We start from the raw sequence: 15,702 nt of genomic DNA on the forward strand, positions 1-15,702 counted from the left end.
GGGGATATTCAGCATGCTCAACCCGCCACCTGCCTGAATGGATCGAGACCCAGATCGATCAGGCGGCGCTCACGCACCACAATCTCCGCGCTTGCCGTCATGCCGTAGCGCAACGGGTAACGGGTGTCGGCGATCTGGTAGTAGTTCTTGTCGAGCGTGACGCGGCCCTCGTAGACCGGCTGCTTGTCCTGCGCCGACGGTTTGGTGGCGGGCGAAATATAGGCGAGCGTGCCGCTGATCAGCCCATAACGCTGATACGGAAACGCATTGAATTTCAGCTTCACCGGCAGGCCTTCATGTAGAAACGCACGGTCATGTTCGGCGATTTCGATCTTCAGCACGGGCCGTGCATCTTTCGGCGCGATGCCGCCGAGCGGCGCGTTCGCCTGGATCTTGTCGCCGCGCTGCGTCGACGTCACATCGGTAATGACGCCCGAGACCGGCGCGAGAATCAGCAGGAAGTTGTCCTTGTCGATATTCTCGAAGCGGATTCGCGCGGCGGCCTCCGACACGAGACGGGCGCTCTGCAATTGCAGACGCACCTTGTCTTCCGCATCGGTGATATCGCGCACCGCCGAATCGTATTGGAGTTGCAGGTCGGTGGTCTGCTGGCCGCTGGTTTCGAGTTGCGCATTCGCCTGCGTGTATTCATGACTCAGGCGAAAGTCCAGTTCGGCGAGCTTCGATTGTGCGACGCGGTAGGCGTTGTCCGCTTCCAGCGCGGCCGTCCGTTTCTGCTCGACCTGCAATTCGGCAATGCCGCCGCCACCCGGCTGCGCAAACAGCTTCGAATAGCGGTCCAGTTCCTGACGCGCCGCCTCGCGCGTGCGGCGGGCGTTGTCGAGAATGCTGCGCGCTTCGTCGAGTTCCGCCTTCTGCCCTTCGGCGAGCTTGGTGGTGCCCTCCGACACCCGGTTTTCGTGCAGACGGGACTCCACTTCCATTTGAGCCTTCAGCGCCGCCGCTTTACGCTCCATGAACGCTTTCTTTTCCGGAAACTGCTTCGAGTCGCGCTCCGCATCTTCGAGTTTGAGTTGCGCTTGCAGCGCGTTGCTCGCCGCTTCGATCGCGCCGCGTGCATTCAGCCGCGCCAGCACGTCGCCCTTCGACACCGGCTGTCCCTCGGCGATATACAGGTCGGCCAGTTCGCCGTCGATCGGCGCATAAATGCGGCGCACTTCCGATTCGGGCGACAGCGTTCCCTGCGCGGTGACGATCACATCCGCGCGGCCGACGAACGACCACAGCAGGCCGGCCACCACCAGCGCGACCATTGCCCAGATCAGCGCACGCGCGATCCGCACGGGCTCGACCGTCAGAATCGCAATGCCTTCGACACTGTGGTCCTCCAGCGCCTCGGACAACGGCCTAGGGTGATTGTCGCGCTTCACTCTGCTCGCCTCCGATCAATGCCAGCTTCGCCTTCAACAGTCCCGGGTCCAGCACCATGCGCAACTCCGTCAGCGAGCGGCGCTGCAAATCCGCTTCGGCTTCGATGTCCGCGAGGAGGCGGTCGAAGTCGGCGGGATGATCGGCCTTCAATTGCGTGTAGATGCGCATGCCCTGCTGCGCCGCCGTTTGCGCGTCGGACAGCAAACGCGCCTCACTGCGAAAGCCCGACGAGATGCCCGCTTCGAGCCGTTGCGCGCCGCCGATCGAACCGCTCGCGCGATATTGCTTCCACACACTCTGCGCGCGCAGCAGCAGATCTTGCGCACGCGCGAGCGCTTTATCGTGCAGCGCGGCGACGTCTTTTTCGATCGACTGCGCGAACCATGCGTCCGCCTGCGGATCGAGACTCGCGTAGAACGACAGCAGGCGCTGGTCGTAATCCTTGCCGCCGCGCGTCTTCTGCAAATCGGTGTACTGGTCGAGCAGCGCTTTCTTGTGCACTGCTTCGGCCGCGAGCACGTCGGACCACGGGCCGGCGGGCATCGCCTGCAAACCGGCCAGCGCCTGCTGCGCGTCGCCGCGCAGCCACGCCGCATTCACCGCGTCGTGACGCTGGATCACGTCGGCGGACGGCAAACGGCTCGCCGCCAGTTGCTGAAACTGCGCCTGAAATGGTGGCGTGCCGAAATGCACCGACTTCAGCATCGCGAGCAATGGTGTCAGTTGGCGGCTCAGTGCGGCATTGAGCAACGCGGAGTACTGGCGCAAATCCTCGCGTACCCGGTCGAGGCCGGCGAGACGCGGATAGCGCTGCGCGTAATCGTCGAGCACGGGTGGCAGCGCGTCGGGTTTATCGCGCGCCAGCTCGGTGCGGATCACGCCATTGAGCCGGTCGATCGCGGCGACATACACCGAATCGTCGCTTTCCAGCTTGCGCAGATGACTCAGCGCCCTCGCGTAGGGCTCGGCAAATACCGGCACATAGGACGCGATCCGGTCGAGCGCGCGCTGATGGCTTTTTGCGTCGTCTTCCCAGCGTTGCAGCAGGTTGTTGATCGTCGACTCGTCCGCGTACATGCGGATCGGCGCATCCGCGCCGCCGCGCCCGGCCACGAAGCGCTCCAGATCGCCCACCCACTGCAGTTCGCCGGCCAGCGATGTGGCGTCCGCGTTGTTCGCGCTCAACGCTCTCATCTCCGTCAGCAAAGCATCGGCCTGATCGAATTGAGCCTTCTGCAATGCGTTCAACCAGCCGGGCAGTGTCGCCTTCAGCAACGCTTCGCTGGCGAGCGCACTGACTTTGGTGTCCGCCGGATGACTCGCCAGATAGCCTTTCGCCGCCGTGACCGCACTCGTGTAATCGCCGCTCGCCAGCAGGTCTTTCAATTCACGCTCCGACGAGCCATGCAGGTAAAGCGCCACCGCGATCGCCGCCAGAACGGCGACGCCCGCGCCGCCCCATCCCGCGATGCGTTTGACGTTCGGACGGTCGTCGTCCGCAAAGGCCTTGCCGAGTTCGCTCGCGACGAGGCGCCAGCGCCGCGGCTTGCCCTTCGCGCTCGCCGCGGGGCCCGAGGCGTGGGCGCCGCGCGCACTAGCGCCGCTCTTCGCGCCATGCGCGCCGTTCGTACCGTTCGTCCCGCTGATGCCATTCACGCCTTTTGCGCCGCTCTGCGCATCGCGCTTCGCCTGTGCCGACACGGCCGATGCCGCTTCGTTGACTTCGTCTTCACGTTGTAGGCCCGGGTCGACGCAAAAGATATCGAGGAACGAATGCGCGGCGCCGACGAACGTGGTCTTGTCGTTATCGGCCGCATCGTCGACGGCTGGATTGAGGAATAGCTGGGTCACGGTGGGCTCGACATCAGGGGCTTTCTGCAGCGACACCCTGTAGACGAAGTGGTCGCCGCCAAATGCAACGACGTCGCCTTCCACCAGCGGCAGCGCGGATTCGTCCAGGCGTTTTCCGCCAACGAAGGTGCCGTTGGTGCTGCCGAGATCCTCGACGTAGAGGTCTCCGCTCTTCAGAAAAATGTGCGCGTGGCGCCGCGAGATGTAATTGACCTGATGTGGAAAGCGCTCTTTGTAGCGCGAAAAAACGTCGTCCGCCTTGCTGACGAGAAATGGGAACGCCTGCACCTCGATCGGCTGCAAGCCGAGGTCGTCGCGCTGCGGCACCAGCAGCAGGCCCGGCGGGGGCGGCGTGCCGGTGGCCGCCACGATGCGTGCGCGCGGCTCGATACTCACCCGGTAGCACAGCTCGCCGCCGAAGCACAATTCGTCGCCGGCCCGCGCGCGCGCCGGCATTTGCCGCACAGCGATACCGTTCAGCGCCGTGCCGTTCTTACTGCCGAGATCGGCGACATAAACCGCGCCGTGCTCCGTGAAAATGCGCGCATGCCGGCGCGACAGACGCGAGGTTCGCTCGGGAGGATAGTCGGAGAATGGCGCTTCGCTGCGGCCGATCGCAAACAGGTTGTCGACAATCCGGATCGCGTCGAGCGGAGGACGTTGCGCGGACGCAACCGGTGACAACACCACGTCGAACGCAGCGTCCACTGTCGCGCGCATTTCAGCAATCGGAGCTTCGCCGGTGGCCATTTTATCTGGATCACTAAGCGTTTACCCGCTGCGCAGAGCGCGCAACGGGAACGGGACGATGGACAACGGCGAAACGATCTTGTTGTAATGAGCCGTATGAAATAGGGCCCCTCAACGATTGTAAGTCACGCATGGCGAGTGTCAATTTTCAGATCATCAGTTGTGAAGGCGGCGCGCGTCGTCGAGAGCCGAAACATCCGCGCGGCGCTCCGTCTTGCGATTAGCTCAGTGTTCCTTTACTTCTCTTTTATCTGCCACATATTCTCTGCCTACTGGCTATTCACTTGCGCCTGCACGTCCACGCTCGGCCAGCCGCCGCCCAGCGCCTTGTACAGCAGAACCGTGTCGGACAGAATCAGTTGATGGTTGGCGAGAAGGCCTTGCTGCGCTTCGAGCAAGGTCCGTTCAGTTTCGAATACCTCCAGTTGCGACACCACGCCAAGGCGCAATTGCGACTGAATCTGATCGGCGACGATTTGCAGGCGCGACACCTCCTCCTGCAATTCCACGCGTTGCGCCTTATGGGAGTTCAGATTGACCAGCGCGTTCTCCACTTCCTCGAACGCACCCATCACGGCCACGCGGTATTGCTGCTCGGCTACCGTCGATTGCGCCTGGGTCGTCTTCACGTGAGCTCGCGTACCGGGGTCGAGCAACGGGATGTTGATGCTCGGCATCAAGCCGAACGTGAACGATTTCAGCAGGTTGTTCAGCGCGGCGCTCGCCGTGCCGCCGTGTGCCGTGAGACCGATGGTCGGCAATTGCGCGAGCTTGGCCTGGCCCACGAGGTCGTAAGCCTCCAGTACTCTGAACTCCGCCGCCACCACGTCGGGGCGCCGCGCAAGCAGCTGCGCGGGCAAGCCGTCCGGCACCGCGGGCAATTGCACGCGTTCCTGCAGATGGCCCTGCGGCAATTGAAACTCGCCTGCCGGTACGCCCATCAGTGTACAGAGCGCATTGTTGGCCAGCGCGCGCGAACGGCGCAAGTCGAGCAGCTCGTTGGTCAGCCGGTTGATTTCCGCCTGCTGGCGCAGCACCTGGGTTTGCGGTACGAGGCCGCTGCGCCGCTGGCCGTCGTAGATCGTGAGTATCTGTCTGTTCGTGACGAGCGTCCTCTGCTGCTGCTCGATCTGATCGTCGAATTGGAGAATCTGAAAGTAGGTGCTGGCGACGTTCGCCACCAGTTCGAGATAACCGGCGCGCCAATCCGCCTCGCTGGCGTGAAATTCCGCCTTCTGGGCCTGCACGCCCTTTTCGACCTTGCCCCAGATGTCGATATCCCAGTTCACCTGGGCCGCGACGTTGTACTGCTTCGCAAAGGTCTGGCCCGTGGTCTTTTCGAAATCGGCGCCGACGCCAAGGTCCATCGTGGGCAACGCGCCTGCTTTCGCCTCGGTAATCTGCGTCCCCGCGACATCGATACGCGCGGCCAGCACTCTGATATCGAAGTTGCCCGCAATCGCTTTGGCGATGAGCGTGTCGAGATACGGATCGTGGAAGCCTTTCCACCAGTCGGGCTCGATGGTCGCGGTGGCCGACACCGCCGCGCCCTTCTGATCCGACCATGACGCTTTGGCAGGCGTGTCGGGGCGCTTGTAGTCGGCCATGCGAAAGTCGACGCACGCACCGAGCGACAGCGCGCATGCCGTTGCCGCACATACGCCGCGCAACACGGCGCCGACGCGCCGCCCGCCGCTTGCGCGCACCCGCGTGCACCGTGCCGATGTCACGAGGAAGAAGCGCTGACAGATCAGTGAATCAAGCAACGCTGACACGATTGTCTCCGATGACGCCCGCTTCGCTGCACACACTGCACGACCGGAGCGCCCTTCAGGTAAAGCCTCTCCCACGCGGCTTCACCATCGAAGGAGCGGGCGGGCAGGTTGGCGCGGGGATCGGACGGTGACGCGAGGGGTGCGTGAAAAGAACGATTGAACTGGAAACCTTTTTGAGTCACTAGCCGATACGCGGCCAACGGGAGATCGATGCTCGACCACGGCGGAGCGGGCCCCGCAGAGACCGGCAGGCCTCCGCGGGGGACGCGCCGCTCAGGACACGTAGATGTTGTTGGCCGAGCTCACATGCGGAGCGATCGTGGTCGTGGTGCCCGCGACGAACGCTGCGTTGTTGCCGTTCGCGCTCTGGATGTTCATCGTCGTGTTGATGAGCTGCGTAGCGTCGACGGTCTTGCTGTTGTTCGGCGCATACACCGGCGCATAGGTGAAATACGATGACGAGGGATAGCCGAAGCCACCGCGCACGGCGCTCATCGCCTTGCTGTCGAGTTGTTCGGTGATGGACAGGTCTTTGATCATCAGCGTGTTCATGGTAAATCTCCTGGAAAGGGAAGCTGCACAGTCCTGCGTTTGGGTTCGAGCAATTTGTCTGCTCGGGTGTCACTAATGCATGGGCTGTGCCAGAGTTAATTTCCGATCCTAATAAATATCCAGAAAGGCCGCAGATAAAGGGCTTTAGCGATGACTAGCGAGCCGGGGGGAAGTGCACGCGACGATACGGCGAACAGAGGATGACGGATTGCAGCCAACAGACGGCGTAAGGTTGTTGGCTGCTTCGTGACACTGGCATGCACGAGCTGCGCCGAGCAAGATCTCAGCGCGCAATGACGGTGATCTTCTTCGAGTACACCGGCGGATTGTGCGGGACATGCATATCGTCGCCCATCAGCAACTGCAACGTGTGCTTGCCCGGCGGCAATTGAATCATCGTTTCCGTTTCGCCCGCGCCGAAATGCAGATGGTTGCGGTCCGAAGGAATTTCCTGGTCCATCGGCGGCAGATCGGTGTCGATCAGCAGATGATGGTGGCCCGTATTCGGATACTTGACGCCCTTGGGCGCCACGCCCATGAAGCGCAAGCCGAACCACACGCGAAACGGCTTGTTGGCGGGCACCACCTGGCCGTCGTTCGGATAGCCGATATAGGCGTACGCGCCGGGCGGCGCTGGTGTCGTGCCGGCCATGGCGAAGCCAGGCAGGGCCAATGCCGCCGATGTCACGAGCGCCGCGACCACAAAGATCTTGTACATGAGGTCTCTCCGTCCTGATGGACCCGCGTGAAACGAACGGATCGCGCTAGTCTTTTTGCACGGTAATGGTGATCTTCTTCGAATAGACGGGCGGCACGAACGGCACGTGATTCTGGTCGCCGAGAAGCAGTTGCAGCGTGTGCTTGCCCGGCGGCAACTCGATACGCGCGTCCGTCTCGCCCGCACCGAAGTGCAGGTGATTGCGGTCCGACGGAATTTCCTGGTCGAGCGCCGGCAGATCGGTATCGATCAATAGATGATGATGCCCGCAGTTCGGGCGCGCGACGCCCTTTGGACACACCCCCATGTTGCGCAGACCCATGCGCACCCAGAGCTTGCCGCCATGAATCACCGCGCCATCCGACGGCCAGATGATGTATTCCTCGGCGCCCGGCGGCGATGCGGTCTGTTCGGCCAGCGCGATATTGAAAGGCGCCATACAGCCGAGTGCGAAGAGAAGCGTGGCGCACGCTGCCGCGCGCCCCACGCCGACGCGTGTTTTCATTGCATGACGCCAATCGGAAACAACGGGGGTGAGGGTTCTTCTTCGCATAGCGCACTCTCCCGAAGAGGGGACATGGCCGTCTCGGCTGCGCAAAGCAGGCCGAGCGCTCCGGCTGGATATCGCGGGTGCGAGTGACGGGACGGCCGCCAAGTTAAAACGACTGTGCGGCGTTACTTTGTGAAATTAGCTTAGGACGTAACTTGCCAAAAAGATACGCCACACTCGTTAACCGTATGACGCATTGAGTTGTGGCGCGCAAAGCGCGTGCTATCGTTATTAACAGGTTGCAGACGGATGGTCGTAGAAAGCGGCATCGATGCTTCGCCGGAAGTACTGCAGCGAATGCAGCACGCAGCGCGGTCCTCGAATGCCTAGATTCTGTCCGGTACAAACAGGATACAAAGATGTGGCGAATATTCCTGCTGGTCTGCATGGCCGGAGCAATCCAGGCGCAGTGGAGTATGGCTCATGCCGCTATCTCGACATTGGCGAGCACTGCAATTCCTGCGCCCATTGCAACGGGTACGCATGTGGCGGCGATGACCGATACGGCGGTCTCGCCATTCACGTCAGTGCGCGAGCCTGCACTTTCTCCACGTATTGCGCTCGTCATCGGCAATGGCGCATACGGCGATCCCGCCGCCCCCATCCGCCCCAACGCGCCGCGCGACGCCGAAGCAATGCGCGATACGCTCCAGGCGCTCGGCTTCGCCGTCATCATGCGCACGAATGCGACGCCACTGGACATGCAGGAGGCGATCAGCGAATTCCAGCGGCGTTTGCAAGGGGGCGGCGTCGGCCTCTTCTATTTCGCGGGCCATGGCATGCAAATGGGCCGGCAGACGTTGCTCATGCCTGCCGGACTCGATGCACGCTTGCCGGTGTCGCTGGTGAATAGCGGCATCGATCTGAATAGCGTGTTGCGGGCGATGTCTGCACCGCGTGCGGGCCGGCTCAATGTCGTGATTCTCGATACGTGCCTGAACAATCCGTTCTCGCCGGGCGCGACGAGCAATACTCCAACGCCGGGTGCCGATACCGTGATCGCCTATGCCGCCGCCCCCGGCGGCTTTGCGGCGGACGGCGCGCGCCACGGCGTCTACACGAACGCTTTGCTGCACGCGCTGGAAAGCGCCTCGTCGACAACATTCGACGCGCTGTTCGAGCGCGTCGCCGCGCAAGTGCGCGATGCAACCGGTGGCGAGCAAAAGCCGTGGATTGCTACGACGCTGGCTTCCTCGCCTCAGTTGAACGAAACCGCTGGGCGCTATCGCGAGGCGTCTGTGCCGGTCGTCGCGTGGGCGCGCCAGGAGGGTCCGCTCGTCGCGCTGCACAGCAGGGGCATTCTTCCGAAAGACAGCAGCGAGCAATACGAAATCACGTTCTGGAATTCGATCAAGGACAGCAACTATCCCGCCGATTACGAGGCCTATTTGAAGGCCTATCCGAATGGCCGCTTCGCTACGCTCGCTCATGCGCGCATCGATCGTCTGCGCGCGGCGGCGAGTGCGCCTGCGCCTGCGCCGACACCTGCACCTGCACCTGCGCCGCAAGCCGCTCACCCCGCCGCGCCAACGAGTGCCCCGGCGCCGGAGCACCCGCGCACAGCGTCGGCGCCAAATCCAACCCCCACGCCAAGCGCCGCCGCACCCGCCGCGCCGGCTGCCCCACCCGCCGCCGCAGTCGCACAGAAACCCGTCACGCGTCCGCTCGCCGCCGGTGAAAGCCGCGACTGCGCCGCCTGCCCGATCATGGTCCCCGTCCCCCCCGGCTCATTCTCAATGGGCAGCAACTCGGACGATCCATCGGAGAAGCCGGTCCATCACGTGAGCATCGGTGTGCCGTTCGCGATCGGCAAATACGAGGTGACGGTCGAGCAATGGAACGCGTGCGTCGCCGCCAATGCCTGTCAGAAAGCGACGCCCGAAAGCAATACGAACAAGGCCGCACCGGCGCGCGACCTGAGTTGGGACGACGCGCAGCAGTACGTGAAATGGCTCACCAAAGTCACCGGCAAGCCCTACCGTCTGCCCACCGAAGCGGAATGGGAATTCGCGGACAGAGGCGGCACGACGACCGCCTACTGGTGGGGCGATCAGATGCGCAAGGGCACCGCCAATTGCAAGGATTGCGGCGACCCATGGCACAAGGAAGGCCCGGAGTCCGCCGGTTCGTTCGCGCCGAATCCGCTCGGCCTGTACGACATGAACGGCAGCGTATGGGAATGGACCGCCGACTGCTGGCACAACAACTATCAGGGCGCGCCCGCCGACGGCCACGCATGGGACAGCCCCGGCTGCGACATGCGCGTGATTCGCGGCGGTTCATGGCGCGAAGGCGGCAATTACATGCTCAGCGCGACGCGCTTCAAATACAGCGCGGGCGTACGCCAATCGCAGGATGGCTTTCGGGTCGTCAAAGATCTCAAATGAAGCGCGTGGTCTCGCTGCGAGATCATGAGCGGTTCATGCCGTCGAGTTCAGACATGGTGGTTGACGCCCGCACCGCATTCAAGGCGCGCGCGGCTTCGTCGTGATCGATGCGAAGTCGGCCACGATGTGGTCCTGGCCGTATTTGCCGCGGATCTGCGTGAGCCGCGTGTCGAGCGCGCGCAGATAGTCGGCGCGCGATTCGCTTTCCGGACGCGGCTTGTCGAATAGCGGCACCGGCGTAATCAGCAGCACCACCATCTCCGCGCCGAACGGTTTCGAAATGATCCAGTCGCCGCCGCTGCCGATTGTCGCGGCGTAGTGCGGCGGCGCCTGATTGTCCTTCGCGCGCGGGCTCGGCACCAAATGCACGACGCTGCCGTCGAGCTGGAAGTAGTCGAGGTTCACATACGAGTCGAAGCCAGGCGTCGTCACGTCGACGACCAGCGCGTCGCCCTCGCTCAACTGACCGCCGGGCGGCCGCACATGCAAAGCCGCGATGCGCCCCGCTTGCCAGTTGCGAACCCAGTAGGGAGCGAGCGCGTTGACGGTATCGCATTTGCCGTCGGCGATGGGTTCGACGTCGAGCGTCAACGTATCGACGCCCGGCAAGGCCGCCAATGTGTCCTTCAGATGCGCCGCGCCGTAGCGCTGCGAGACGAAGCCGCGCACCGTCAGCGAATGATCCTGGACGGCTGCGGAGAGCGCCGAACACGGCACTTGCGCCAACGTGGGGGCGATGGCGGCGAGCGTCAGTGCGGGCTTGGGCGCGGGCGGCGTGGCGACTGGCGCCGACACGGCCGCGGCGCTCGCAGCAGCCGGTGCGGAGTTTGATGCGGCGGATGCCGTCACGGTCGGCGGCACGGCCGCCACCACATTCGCCTCCGACGCTGCATCCGCCCGATCCGCCAATGCCTGCGACGCCCCCACCGCCGCCGGCGTACTGCCCTGCCGGCTCGGCCCCGAGCGCAGCGCAAACACGCCGACCGCCGCCGCGCACACCGCGGCAAAGCTCGCGAGTCCGGCCTTCGCCAACGTACCCGACTTCTCCGCGCGCGCCTCGTTGTCGAACTCGGCAATGAAGCGCACCACGCTCGGCATGCGCGTGGCACGATCGAACGACAGCGCAGCACGCAACGCGCGCCACTGCTTCGAATCGAGATTCTGCGGCCGCTGCAGCTTGAAATCGGCATTGCGCGCCTGAGTCGCCGACAAACGGTCGAACGGATGGTGACCGGTCAGCAACTCGTAGGTGATGCAGCCGAGCGCGTAGATATCGTCGCGCGGATCGGGCTCGCGGTGCTCGATCATCTCCGGGCTCGCATACGCGGGCGTCATCGCACCGAGGCTGCCGGGATCGAACACCGTCGCGTCGCTCTCCTCTTCAGGGCGCTGAAACACGCGGGCAATGCCGAAGTCGATCACTTTCACTTCGGCGTTGGTGGTCAGAAACACGTTGGCCGGCTTGAAGTCGCAATGGACGAAGCCGCGCTCATGCGCGTAGGCGAGCGCGGCACACATGCCGCGCACGATCGGCAGCGCCGCGCGCACCGGCATGCCCTGATAGCCCGGCGTACGCAGCAACTGGCTGAGCGGTTTGCCGCTCAGATACTCCATCGTCAGATAGACGATCGGCCCGTCGCGGTCGAAGTCGTACACCGTGATGATGTTGCGATGCGCGAGAACCTGCGCCTTGCGCGCCTCGCGCTGCAAGGCGACGAGCGAATTCGGATTGCCGCGAAACTGGACGTTGAGCACCTTGATCGCGAGATAGGGCTTGCGATCCGATGCTTCGAGCTTGCGCAAGTCGAGCGCCTTGTACACCGTGCCCATGCCGCCCACGCCCAGACATTCCTCGAGGACGAAGCGGTTATTCAGCGTGTCGCCGGTGCCTTTGCTCTGATCGTGTCCCGCGCCGTCCGGCGCGTTGCTGGCGTTGCTGGCGTTGCTGGCGTTGCTGGCGTTGCTCGCACTACCTGCACTGGCGGAACGCACCGATGGAATCTCCACCGTGGTCTGAATGCCGGTTTCCTCGCCGCCGGCCGCCACGTTCGACACGCGCAGCTGCTCGATGCGCCGGCGCACTTCGAGGTAGAGATCGTCGGGTAACGGGGTTTTATGATGCGCCGCGCCAAGCATCTCCAGCAGCTGCGTGGGACCGAGTCCTTCGGTCGTCAACGTACTGTCGAGTTGAGCGACGAACTCGTCACGCGACAGCTCGCCGCTCTGAAAGTCGTGAATCACACGTGCAAGGCTAGCCATTTGTGCGAAGCGCCGCCGCTGCCGTTGGGCCCGATCTCATGTGACCGAAGGCACTCGGGCTGATGGAAAACCTGTCGTAACCAGTTACATGTGCCGCTTCGATACTAGCTCCCGGTCCGTGCTTTCGCAAACCAGGATTGGCCCGCGCCGCGCTTCGCAAGCGTGGCGCGCGAGTGTCGTCCGGCAGCCGACAGCATGCGGCCGTGTGTCGGCCATACGCCACCGCTCCCGTATCGCCCGAGCAGGTCATGCCGCTGCGGCCGACCGGTAGGTGCATTGCGAAAGCCTTGTGCAGCAAGGCTCCGTCAACTTTATTAGGAACCTTGAATAAAACTGGCACAGCCCATGCGTTAGTGACACCCGAGCAGACAAATTGCTCGAACCCAATCGCAACACCGCGATACTTTTTTCCAGGAGACTCACCATGAACACGCTGATGATCAAAGACCTGTCCATCACCGAACAACTCGACAGCAAGGCGATGAGCGCCGTGCGCGGCGGCTTCGGCCCGTCGGTCTCGTACTACAACTTCAGCCCGGTCTACGCGCCGAACAACAGCAAGCACGTCGATGCAACGCAACTGATCAACACCCAGATGGACCTTCAGAACGCCAACGGCAACAACGTTGCGTTCGCGGCCGGCATCGCCTCGTCGTTCAGCCCGAGCATCTCGTCGAACAACAACATCCACGTGTAAAGCGTGACGAGGCGAAGCGCCCGCGACAGCGGGCCGCTTCGCCTCACGCCGATCACGCCCGTCTTCCGCGCACCTTTGGAGAATCACCATGTCATCCCTCTTGATTCGCGATCTATCCCGCACCCGCGAGCTCGACCGCCGCGCAATGTCGGCGGTGGCCGGCGGCACCGGCGCGCCCGGCCTGCCGTCGGTGGCCGGGCTCGGCGGCATTGCCAACGTCAATGTCTCGATCAACCAGAACCTCAACCAGCTGCAATACGTGAACGTCGCCGCGCTCAACAACGTCGGCGTGATCGGTGCCGGGTTCGTGCCGCTGCATCTGGACGTCAGCCCGTCGCTGTGGGGCGCCAACTACGCTGCAGCCTAAGCACGGGAAGCAGCGCAGGAACGGGGGTTCATTCAGTGCCGCTTTATCGTTACCGACAGGCAAGCTGCAAACAGATTTCCTATACTGATAGTGCGACGAGACCTCTCTACATCGAACGACAGACAGTAGCGGCGGCCGGACCAGTTCATGGACCGGCCGCCCAATTTCTTTTCGGGAGCCGTCATGGCGAAACTCATCATCAAGGACCTTGCTGCCAGCGTCGAACTCGACCGCGAGGCGATGGCCGCCATCATCGGCGGTGCGCGCGTCGGCGCGCGAGCGAGTGTGGCCGCGCCGCTGGTGCCGGCTGCCACGCGCGTCGTCGAATATCCGCCCGGTTTTCCTGCCGCGCATCGGATGATTATCGAAGCGGCGCTGCCGCGTAATCGCCAGCGCGAATAGAATCGAGTTCGAACAGGCATCGCAACGGCATGCGGTACAATCGCATGCCGTTTGTTTTTTGGGCGCGGAGTGTGCCGCACTTTGCAGCGGAATGTGCGGCCAACGCGTCACACCGCTCGCCGCATGAATTCGCGCCGCAATCATCCACTGCTTTTTCGCGCCAAATCCGCACGCATGGCCATATCTGCAGCAAAAGCAAAGCCGCACACCGCATGGTGCGCGCTCGCCTGCTTCAGTAAGGATTGCCACGAAATCCTCTGTCATGATCATGAGACCTGCCGCGTCGCGCGGATCATGCACATCACGAAGCGCCGCTCACCGCCGAACAGGTGAAGACACGGCGCGCGGCGAACCGGCGTCGGCGACTCCGCAATCGTCGAACGCCCTTTGGAAGGGGCCTATTTGTAGGACGCACGAGATATCCGCAATTGGAAACGCGGCGTCCCGTTAGCGCTCTCGCCGCAACGACGACGCCGGTTCAATTGACCTGGCGAATGTCTGCTCACGGCGACATCGGCGGTCGTGCGCTCTCCTATGATGCTTAGGACGCCACGTGGTTTTTTGCCTGCCGCCCGCCAATAGCCTGTGCTATCCGGACGGCTCGATGGCGCAGCGGCGTGCGTGGCGCACGGCAGACGAAGCGCCGCCACCCAGACGACGAGCGCGGCGCGCCACGAGCCGGCATCGCCAATCCAGATTGGAGACACGCAATGAAATTCATCGTGGAATGGAATGGTCAGCCGACCGCCGAGAATGCCGTCATTGAACGCTTCATGAAAACCGGCGGGCGCCCGCCCGATGGCATCACCATGCTGGGGCGCTGGCATGCGATCGGCGGCCTGCATGGCTTCGCGGTCGTCGAGGCCGCCGATACCGGGAGCATAGCGGCGCTGTCGCTCGAATGGGGTGACCTGCTGACGATCACCATCTTCCCCGCGCTAACCGACGAAGATCTGGGAGCCGCGCTCGGAAAACTGATGGCGGCCCGGCAATAGGGCGTTTCTGACCGCTTGCGGCGTCAGGCAAGTTCAAACGTATCCGACAGGCCGTGCTGCCATGCAGCGAAGCGGTCTCCCCGGCGGGTTCACATCGGCACGCTGATCGCCGGCCGCCGCAGCGCTGATCGGCTCTCCGCCGGGGGCTCGTACGACCCGCGACGCACGGCGGATTGGGCGTCGGGGCCCCCGCCGCGGGCCGGTTTCCGCCCGCCAGGCCTCTCTTCACATCCCCCGCCATCGCCCCAAACTTCCCCTTGCATTCTATATCGGTCGATATATAATCGCGTTCTATATCGACCGATATAGAACGGTCGCCGATCACGCATGAAGGACAGTTACCATGGCACGACCTCGCGGATTCGACGAGCACGCCGTGCTCGAAGCGGCCAGCGCAGCGTTCTGGAGCAAGGGCTACGAAGCGACCTCCACGCGCGATCTGGTCAAATCGACCGGTCTCACGCAGCCCAGCCTCTACAACGCGTTCGGTGACAAGCGCGGCCTCTATCTGCGCGCGCTCGAACATTATCTGGAGCACATCCTGCACGAGCGGATCGAGCGGCTTGAGAAAACCGCGTCGCCAGCGCAGAGCATCACCTTGTTCTTCCACGAAGTGATCGAGCGCGCGATTGCCGATCCCGACATGCGCGGCTGCATGCTGGTCAACTCGGCGCTCGAAGTTTCATCGGACGACGAAGCATTTCGCGAAATGGTCGCGGCGGAAATGGCGGAGATCCGCGCGTTTTTCCATCGAGGCCTGGTCGCAGCGCAGCAAAGCGGTGAAATCACCGTCGCCGTGCCACTCGAAGACGCCGCCTCTCATCTGCTCGCCACGCTGATCGGCATTCGCGTTCTCGCGCGAGTCACGCCGCAATACGTGCTGCTATGCGGCTCTGTGTCGCCGGCTTTGACGCTGCTCGGCTTGCCTGCGCTGCCGCCGCCGTCGGCGCCACCCGCTTCACCTGCGTAAGACGGCCGCGTCCGATCCGCGCGTCCGACCGGGCGCA

General features: G+C 63.4%; 13 protein-coding genes. 6 read left to right on the plus strand and 7 right to left on the minus strand.

Features of this window, described 5'->3' with window-relative positions; genetic code table 11:
• Nucleotides 1–17: 17 nt before the first annotated feature.
• The 6 genes from ACZ9H4_RS03020 to ACZ9H4_RS03045 all read right to left on the minus strand — a co-directional run bounded on the left by ACZ9H4_RS03020 (nt 18) and on the right by ACZ9H4_RS03045 (nt 7,543).
• Nucleotides 18–1,391 carry a beta-barrel domain-containing protein gene (locus ACZ9H4_RS03020; RefSeq protein ID WP_476118191.1) on the minus strand — a complete coding sequence of 458 codons (1,374 nt, stop codon included), beginning with the start codon at nt 1,389–1,391 and terminating at the stop codon, nt 18–20.
• Nucleotides 1,369–3,993, minus strand: coding sequence for an FHA domain-containing protein (locus ACZ9H4_RS03025; RefSeq protein WP_476118192.1), 2,625 nt, complete (start codon nt 3,991–3,993; stop codon nt 1,369–1,371). Before ACZ9H4_RS03025 ends, ACZ9H4_RS03020 begins: the two co-directional genes overlap by 23 nt.
• Before the next feature lie 269 nt (nt 3,994–4,262).
• Entirely contained in the window at nt 4,263–5,723 is a 1,461-nt protein-coding gene (locus ACZ9H4_RS03030; RefSeq protein WP_476118277.1) for an efflux transporter outer membrane subunit, read from the minus strand.
• A 318-nt stretch (nt 5,724–6,041) separates the two neighbouring features.
• Nucleotides 6,042–6,320, minus strand: coding sequence for a hypothetical protein (locus ACZ9H4_RS03035; RefSeq protein WP_408147445.1), 279 nt, complete (start codon nt 6,318–6,320; stop codon nt 6,042–6,044).
• A gap of 283 nt (nt 6,321–6,603) precedes the next feature.
• Nucleotides 6,604–7,038 (minus strand): DUF4399 domain-containing protein, encoded by a 435-nt coding sequence (locus ACZ9H4_RS03040; protein ID WP_408147444.1) that lies wholly within the window; start codon nt 7,036–7,038, stop codon nt 6,604–6,606.
• Between the two features lie 46 nt (nt 7,039–7,084).
• Nucleotides 7,085–7,543 carry a DUF4399 domain-containing protein gene (locus tag ACZ9H4_RS03045; RefSeq protein WP_476118193.1) on the minus strand — a complete coding sequence of 153 codons (459 nt, stop codon included), beginning with the start codon at nt 7,541–7,543 and terminating at the stop codon, nt 7,085–7,087.
• A 404-nt stretch (nt 7,544–7,947) separates the two neighbouring features.
• On the opposite strand from ACZ9H4_RS03045, the gene ACZ9H4_RS03050 reads away from it, so the two are divergent.
• On the plus strand, nt 7,948–9,975 hold the full coding sequence (locus ACZ9H4_RS03050; RefSeq protein ID WP_476118194.1) for an SUMF1/EgtB/PvdO family nonheme iron enzyme: 2,028 nt from the start codon (nt 7,948–7,950) through the stop codon (nt 9,973–9,975).
• 78 nt (nt 9,976–10,053) lie between these two features.
• Here the strand turns inward: ACZ9H4_RS03050 and ACZ9H4_RS03055 are convergent, their stop codons facing one another.
• Nucleotides 10,054–12,234, minus strand: a complete 2,181-nt coding sequence (locus tag ACZ9H4_RS03055) for a serine/threonine protein kinase (RefSeq protein WP_476118195.1) — start codon at nt 12,232–12,234, stop codon at nt 10,054–10,056.
• Between the two features lie 424 nt (nt 12,235–12,658).
• Here ACZ9H4_RS03055 and ACZ9H4_RS03060 point away from each other — a divergent pair, with 424 nt between their 5' ends.
• From ACZ9H4_RS03060 to ACZ9H4_RS03080, 5 genes are all read left to right on the plus strand, one after another.
• On the plus strand, nt 12,659–12,931 hold the full coding sequence (locus ACZ9H4_RS03060) for a hypothetical protein (RefSeq protein ID WP_121323659.1): 273 nt from the start codon (nt 12,659–12,661) through the stop codon (nt 12,929–12,931).
• Between the two features lie 88 nt (nt 12,932–13,019).
• Nucleotides 13,020–13,298 carry a hypothetical protein gene (locus ACZ9H4_RS03065; RefSeq protein ID WP_408147438.1) on the plus strand — a complete coding sequence of 93 codons (279 nt, stop codon included), beginning with the start codon at nt 13,020–13,022 and terminating at the stop codon, nt 13,296–13,298.
• A 183-nt stretch (nt 13,299–13,481) separates the two neighbouring features.
• A complete protein-coding gene (locus tag ACZ9H4_RS03070) occupies nt 13,482–13,700 on the plus strand; it encodes a hypothetical protein (RefSeq protein WP_476118196.1) in 219 nt (72 codons plus the stop codon).
• Between the two features lie 710 nt (nt 13,701–14,410).
• Nucleotides 14,411–14,695: a DUF3303 domain-containing protein gene (locus ACZ9H4_RS03075; RefSeq protein WP_408147434.1), complete on the plus strand. Its 285-nt coding sequence runs from the start codon at nt 14,411–14,413 to the stop codon at nt 14,693–14,695.
• Nucleotides 14,696–15,038: 343 nt separating this feature from the next.
• Entirely contained in the window at nt 15,039–15,665 is a 627-nt protein-coding gene (locus tag ACZ9H4_RS03080; protein ID WP_476118197.1) for a TetR/AcrR family transcriptional regulator, read from the plus strand.
• Nucleotides 15,666–15,702 lie beyond the last annotated feature (37 nt).

The organism is Paraburkholderia sp. TE9906 (assembly GCF_056279605.1).

What these genes read in the sequence shown, in the direction of transcription:
- ACZ9H4_RS03025 (WP_476118192.1), bottom strand. Translation starts at nt 3,993, where the DNA reads ATGGCCACCGGCGAAGCTCCGATTGCTGAAATGCGCGCGACAGTGGAC.
- ACZ9H4_RS03035 (WP_408147445.1), bottom strand. Translation starts at nt 6,320, where the DNA reads ATGAACACGCTGATGATCAAAGACCTGTCCATCACCGAACAACTCGAC.
- ACZ9H4_RS03040 (WP_408147444.1), bottom strand. Translation starts at nt 7,038, where the DNA reads ATGTACAAGATCTTTGTGGTCGCGGCGCTCGTGACATCGGCGGCATTG.
- ACZ9H4_RS03045 (WP_476118193.1), bottom strand. Translation starts at nt 7,543, where the DNA reads ATGAAAACACGCGTCGGCGTGGGGCGCGCGGCAGCGTGCGCCACGCTT.
- ACZ9H4_RS03050 (WP_476118194.1), top strand. Translation starts at nt 7,948, where the DNA reads ATGTGGCGAATATTCCTGCTGGTCTGCATGGCCGGAGCAATCCAGGCG.
- ACZ9H4_RS03055 (WP_476118195.1), bottom strand. Translation starts at nt 12,234, where the DNA reads ATGGCTAGCCTTGCACGTGTGATTCACGACTTTCAGAGCGGCGAGCTG.
- ACZ9H4_RS03060 (WP_121323659.1), top strand. Translation starts at nt 12,659, where the DNA reads ATGAACACGCTGATGATCAAAGACCTGTCCATCACCGAACAACTCGAC.
- ACZ9H4_RS03065 (WP_408147438.1), top strand. Translation starts at nt 13,020, where the DNA reads ATGTCATCCCTCTTGATTCGCGATCTATCCCGCACCCGCGAGCTCGAC.
- ACZ9H4_RS03070 (WP_476118196.1), top strand. Translation starts at nt 13,482, where the DNA reads ATGGCGAAACTCATCATCAAGGACCTTGCTGCCAGCGTCGAACTCGAC.
- ACZ9H4_RS03075 (WP_408147434.1), top strand. Translation starts at nt 14,411, where the DNA reads ATGAAATTCATCGTGGAATGGAATGGTCAGCCGACCGCCGAGAATGCC.
- ACZ9H4_RS03080 (WP_476118197.1), top strand. Translation starts at nt 15,039, where the DNA reads ATGGCACGACCTCGCGGATTCGACGAGCACGCCGTGCTCGAAGCGGCC.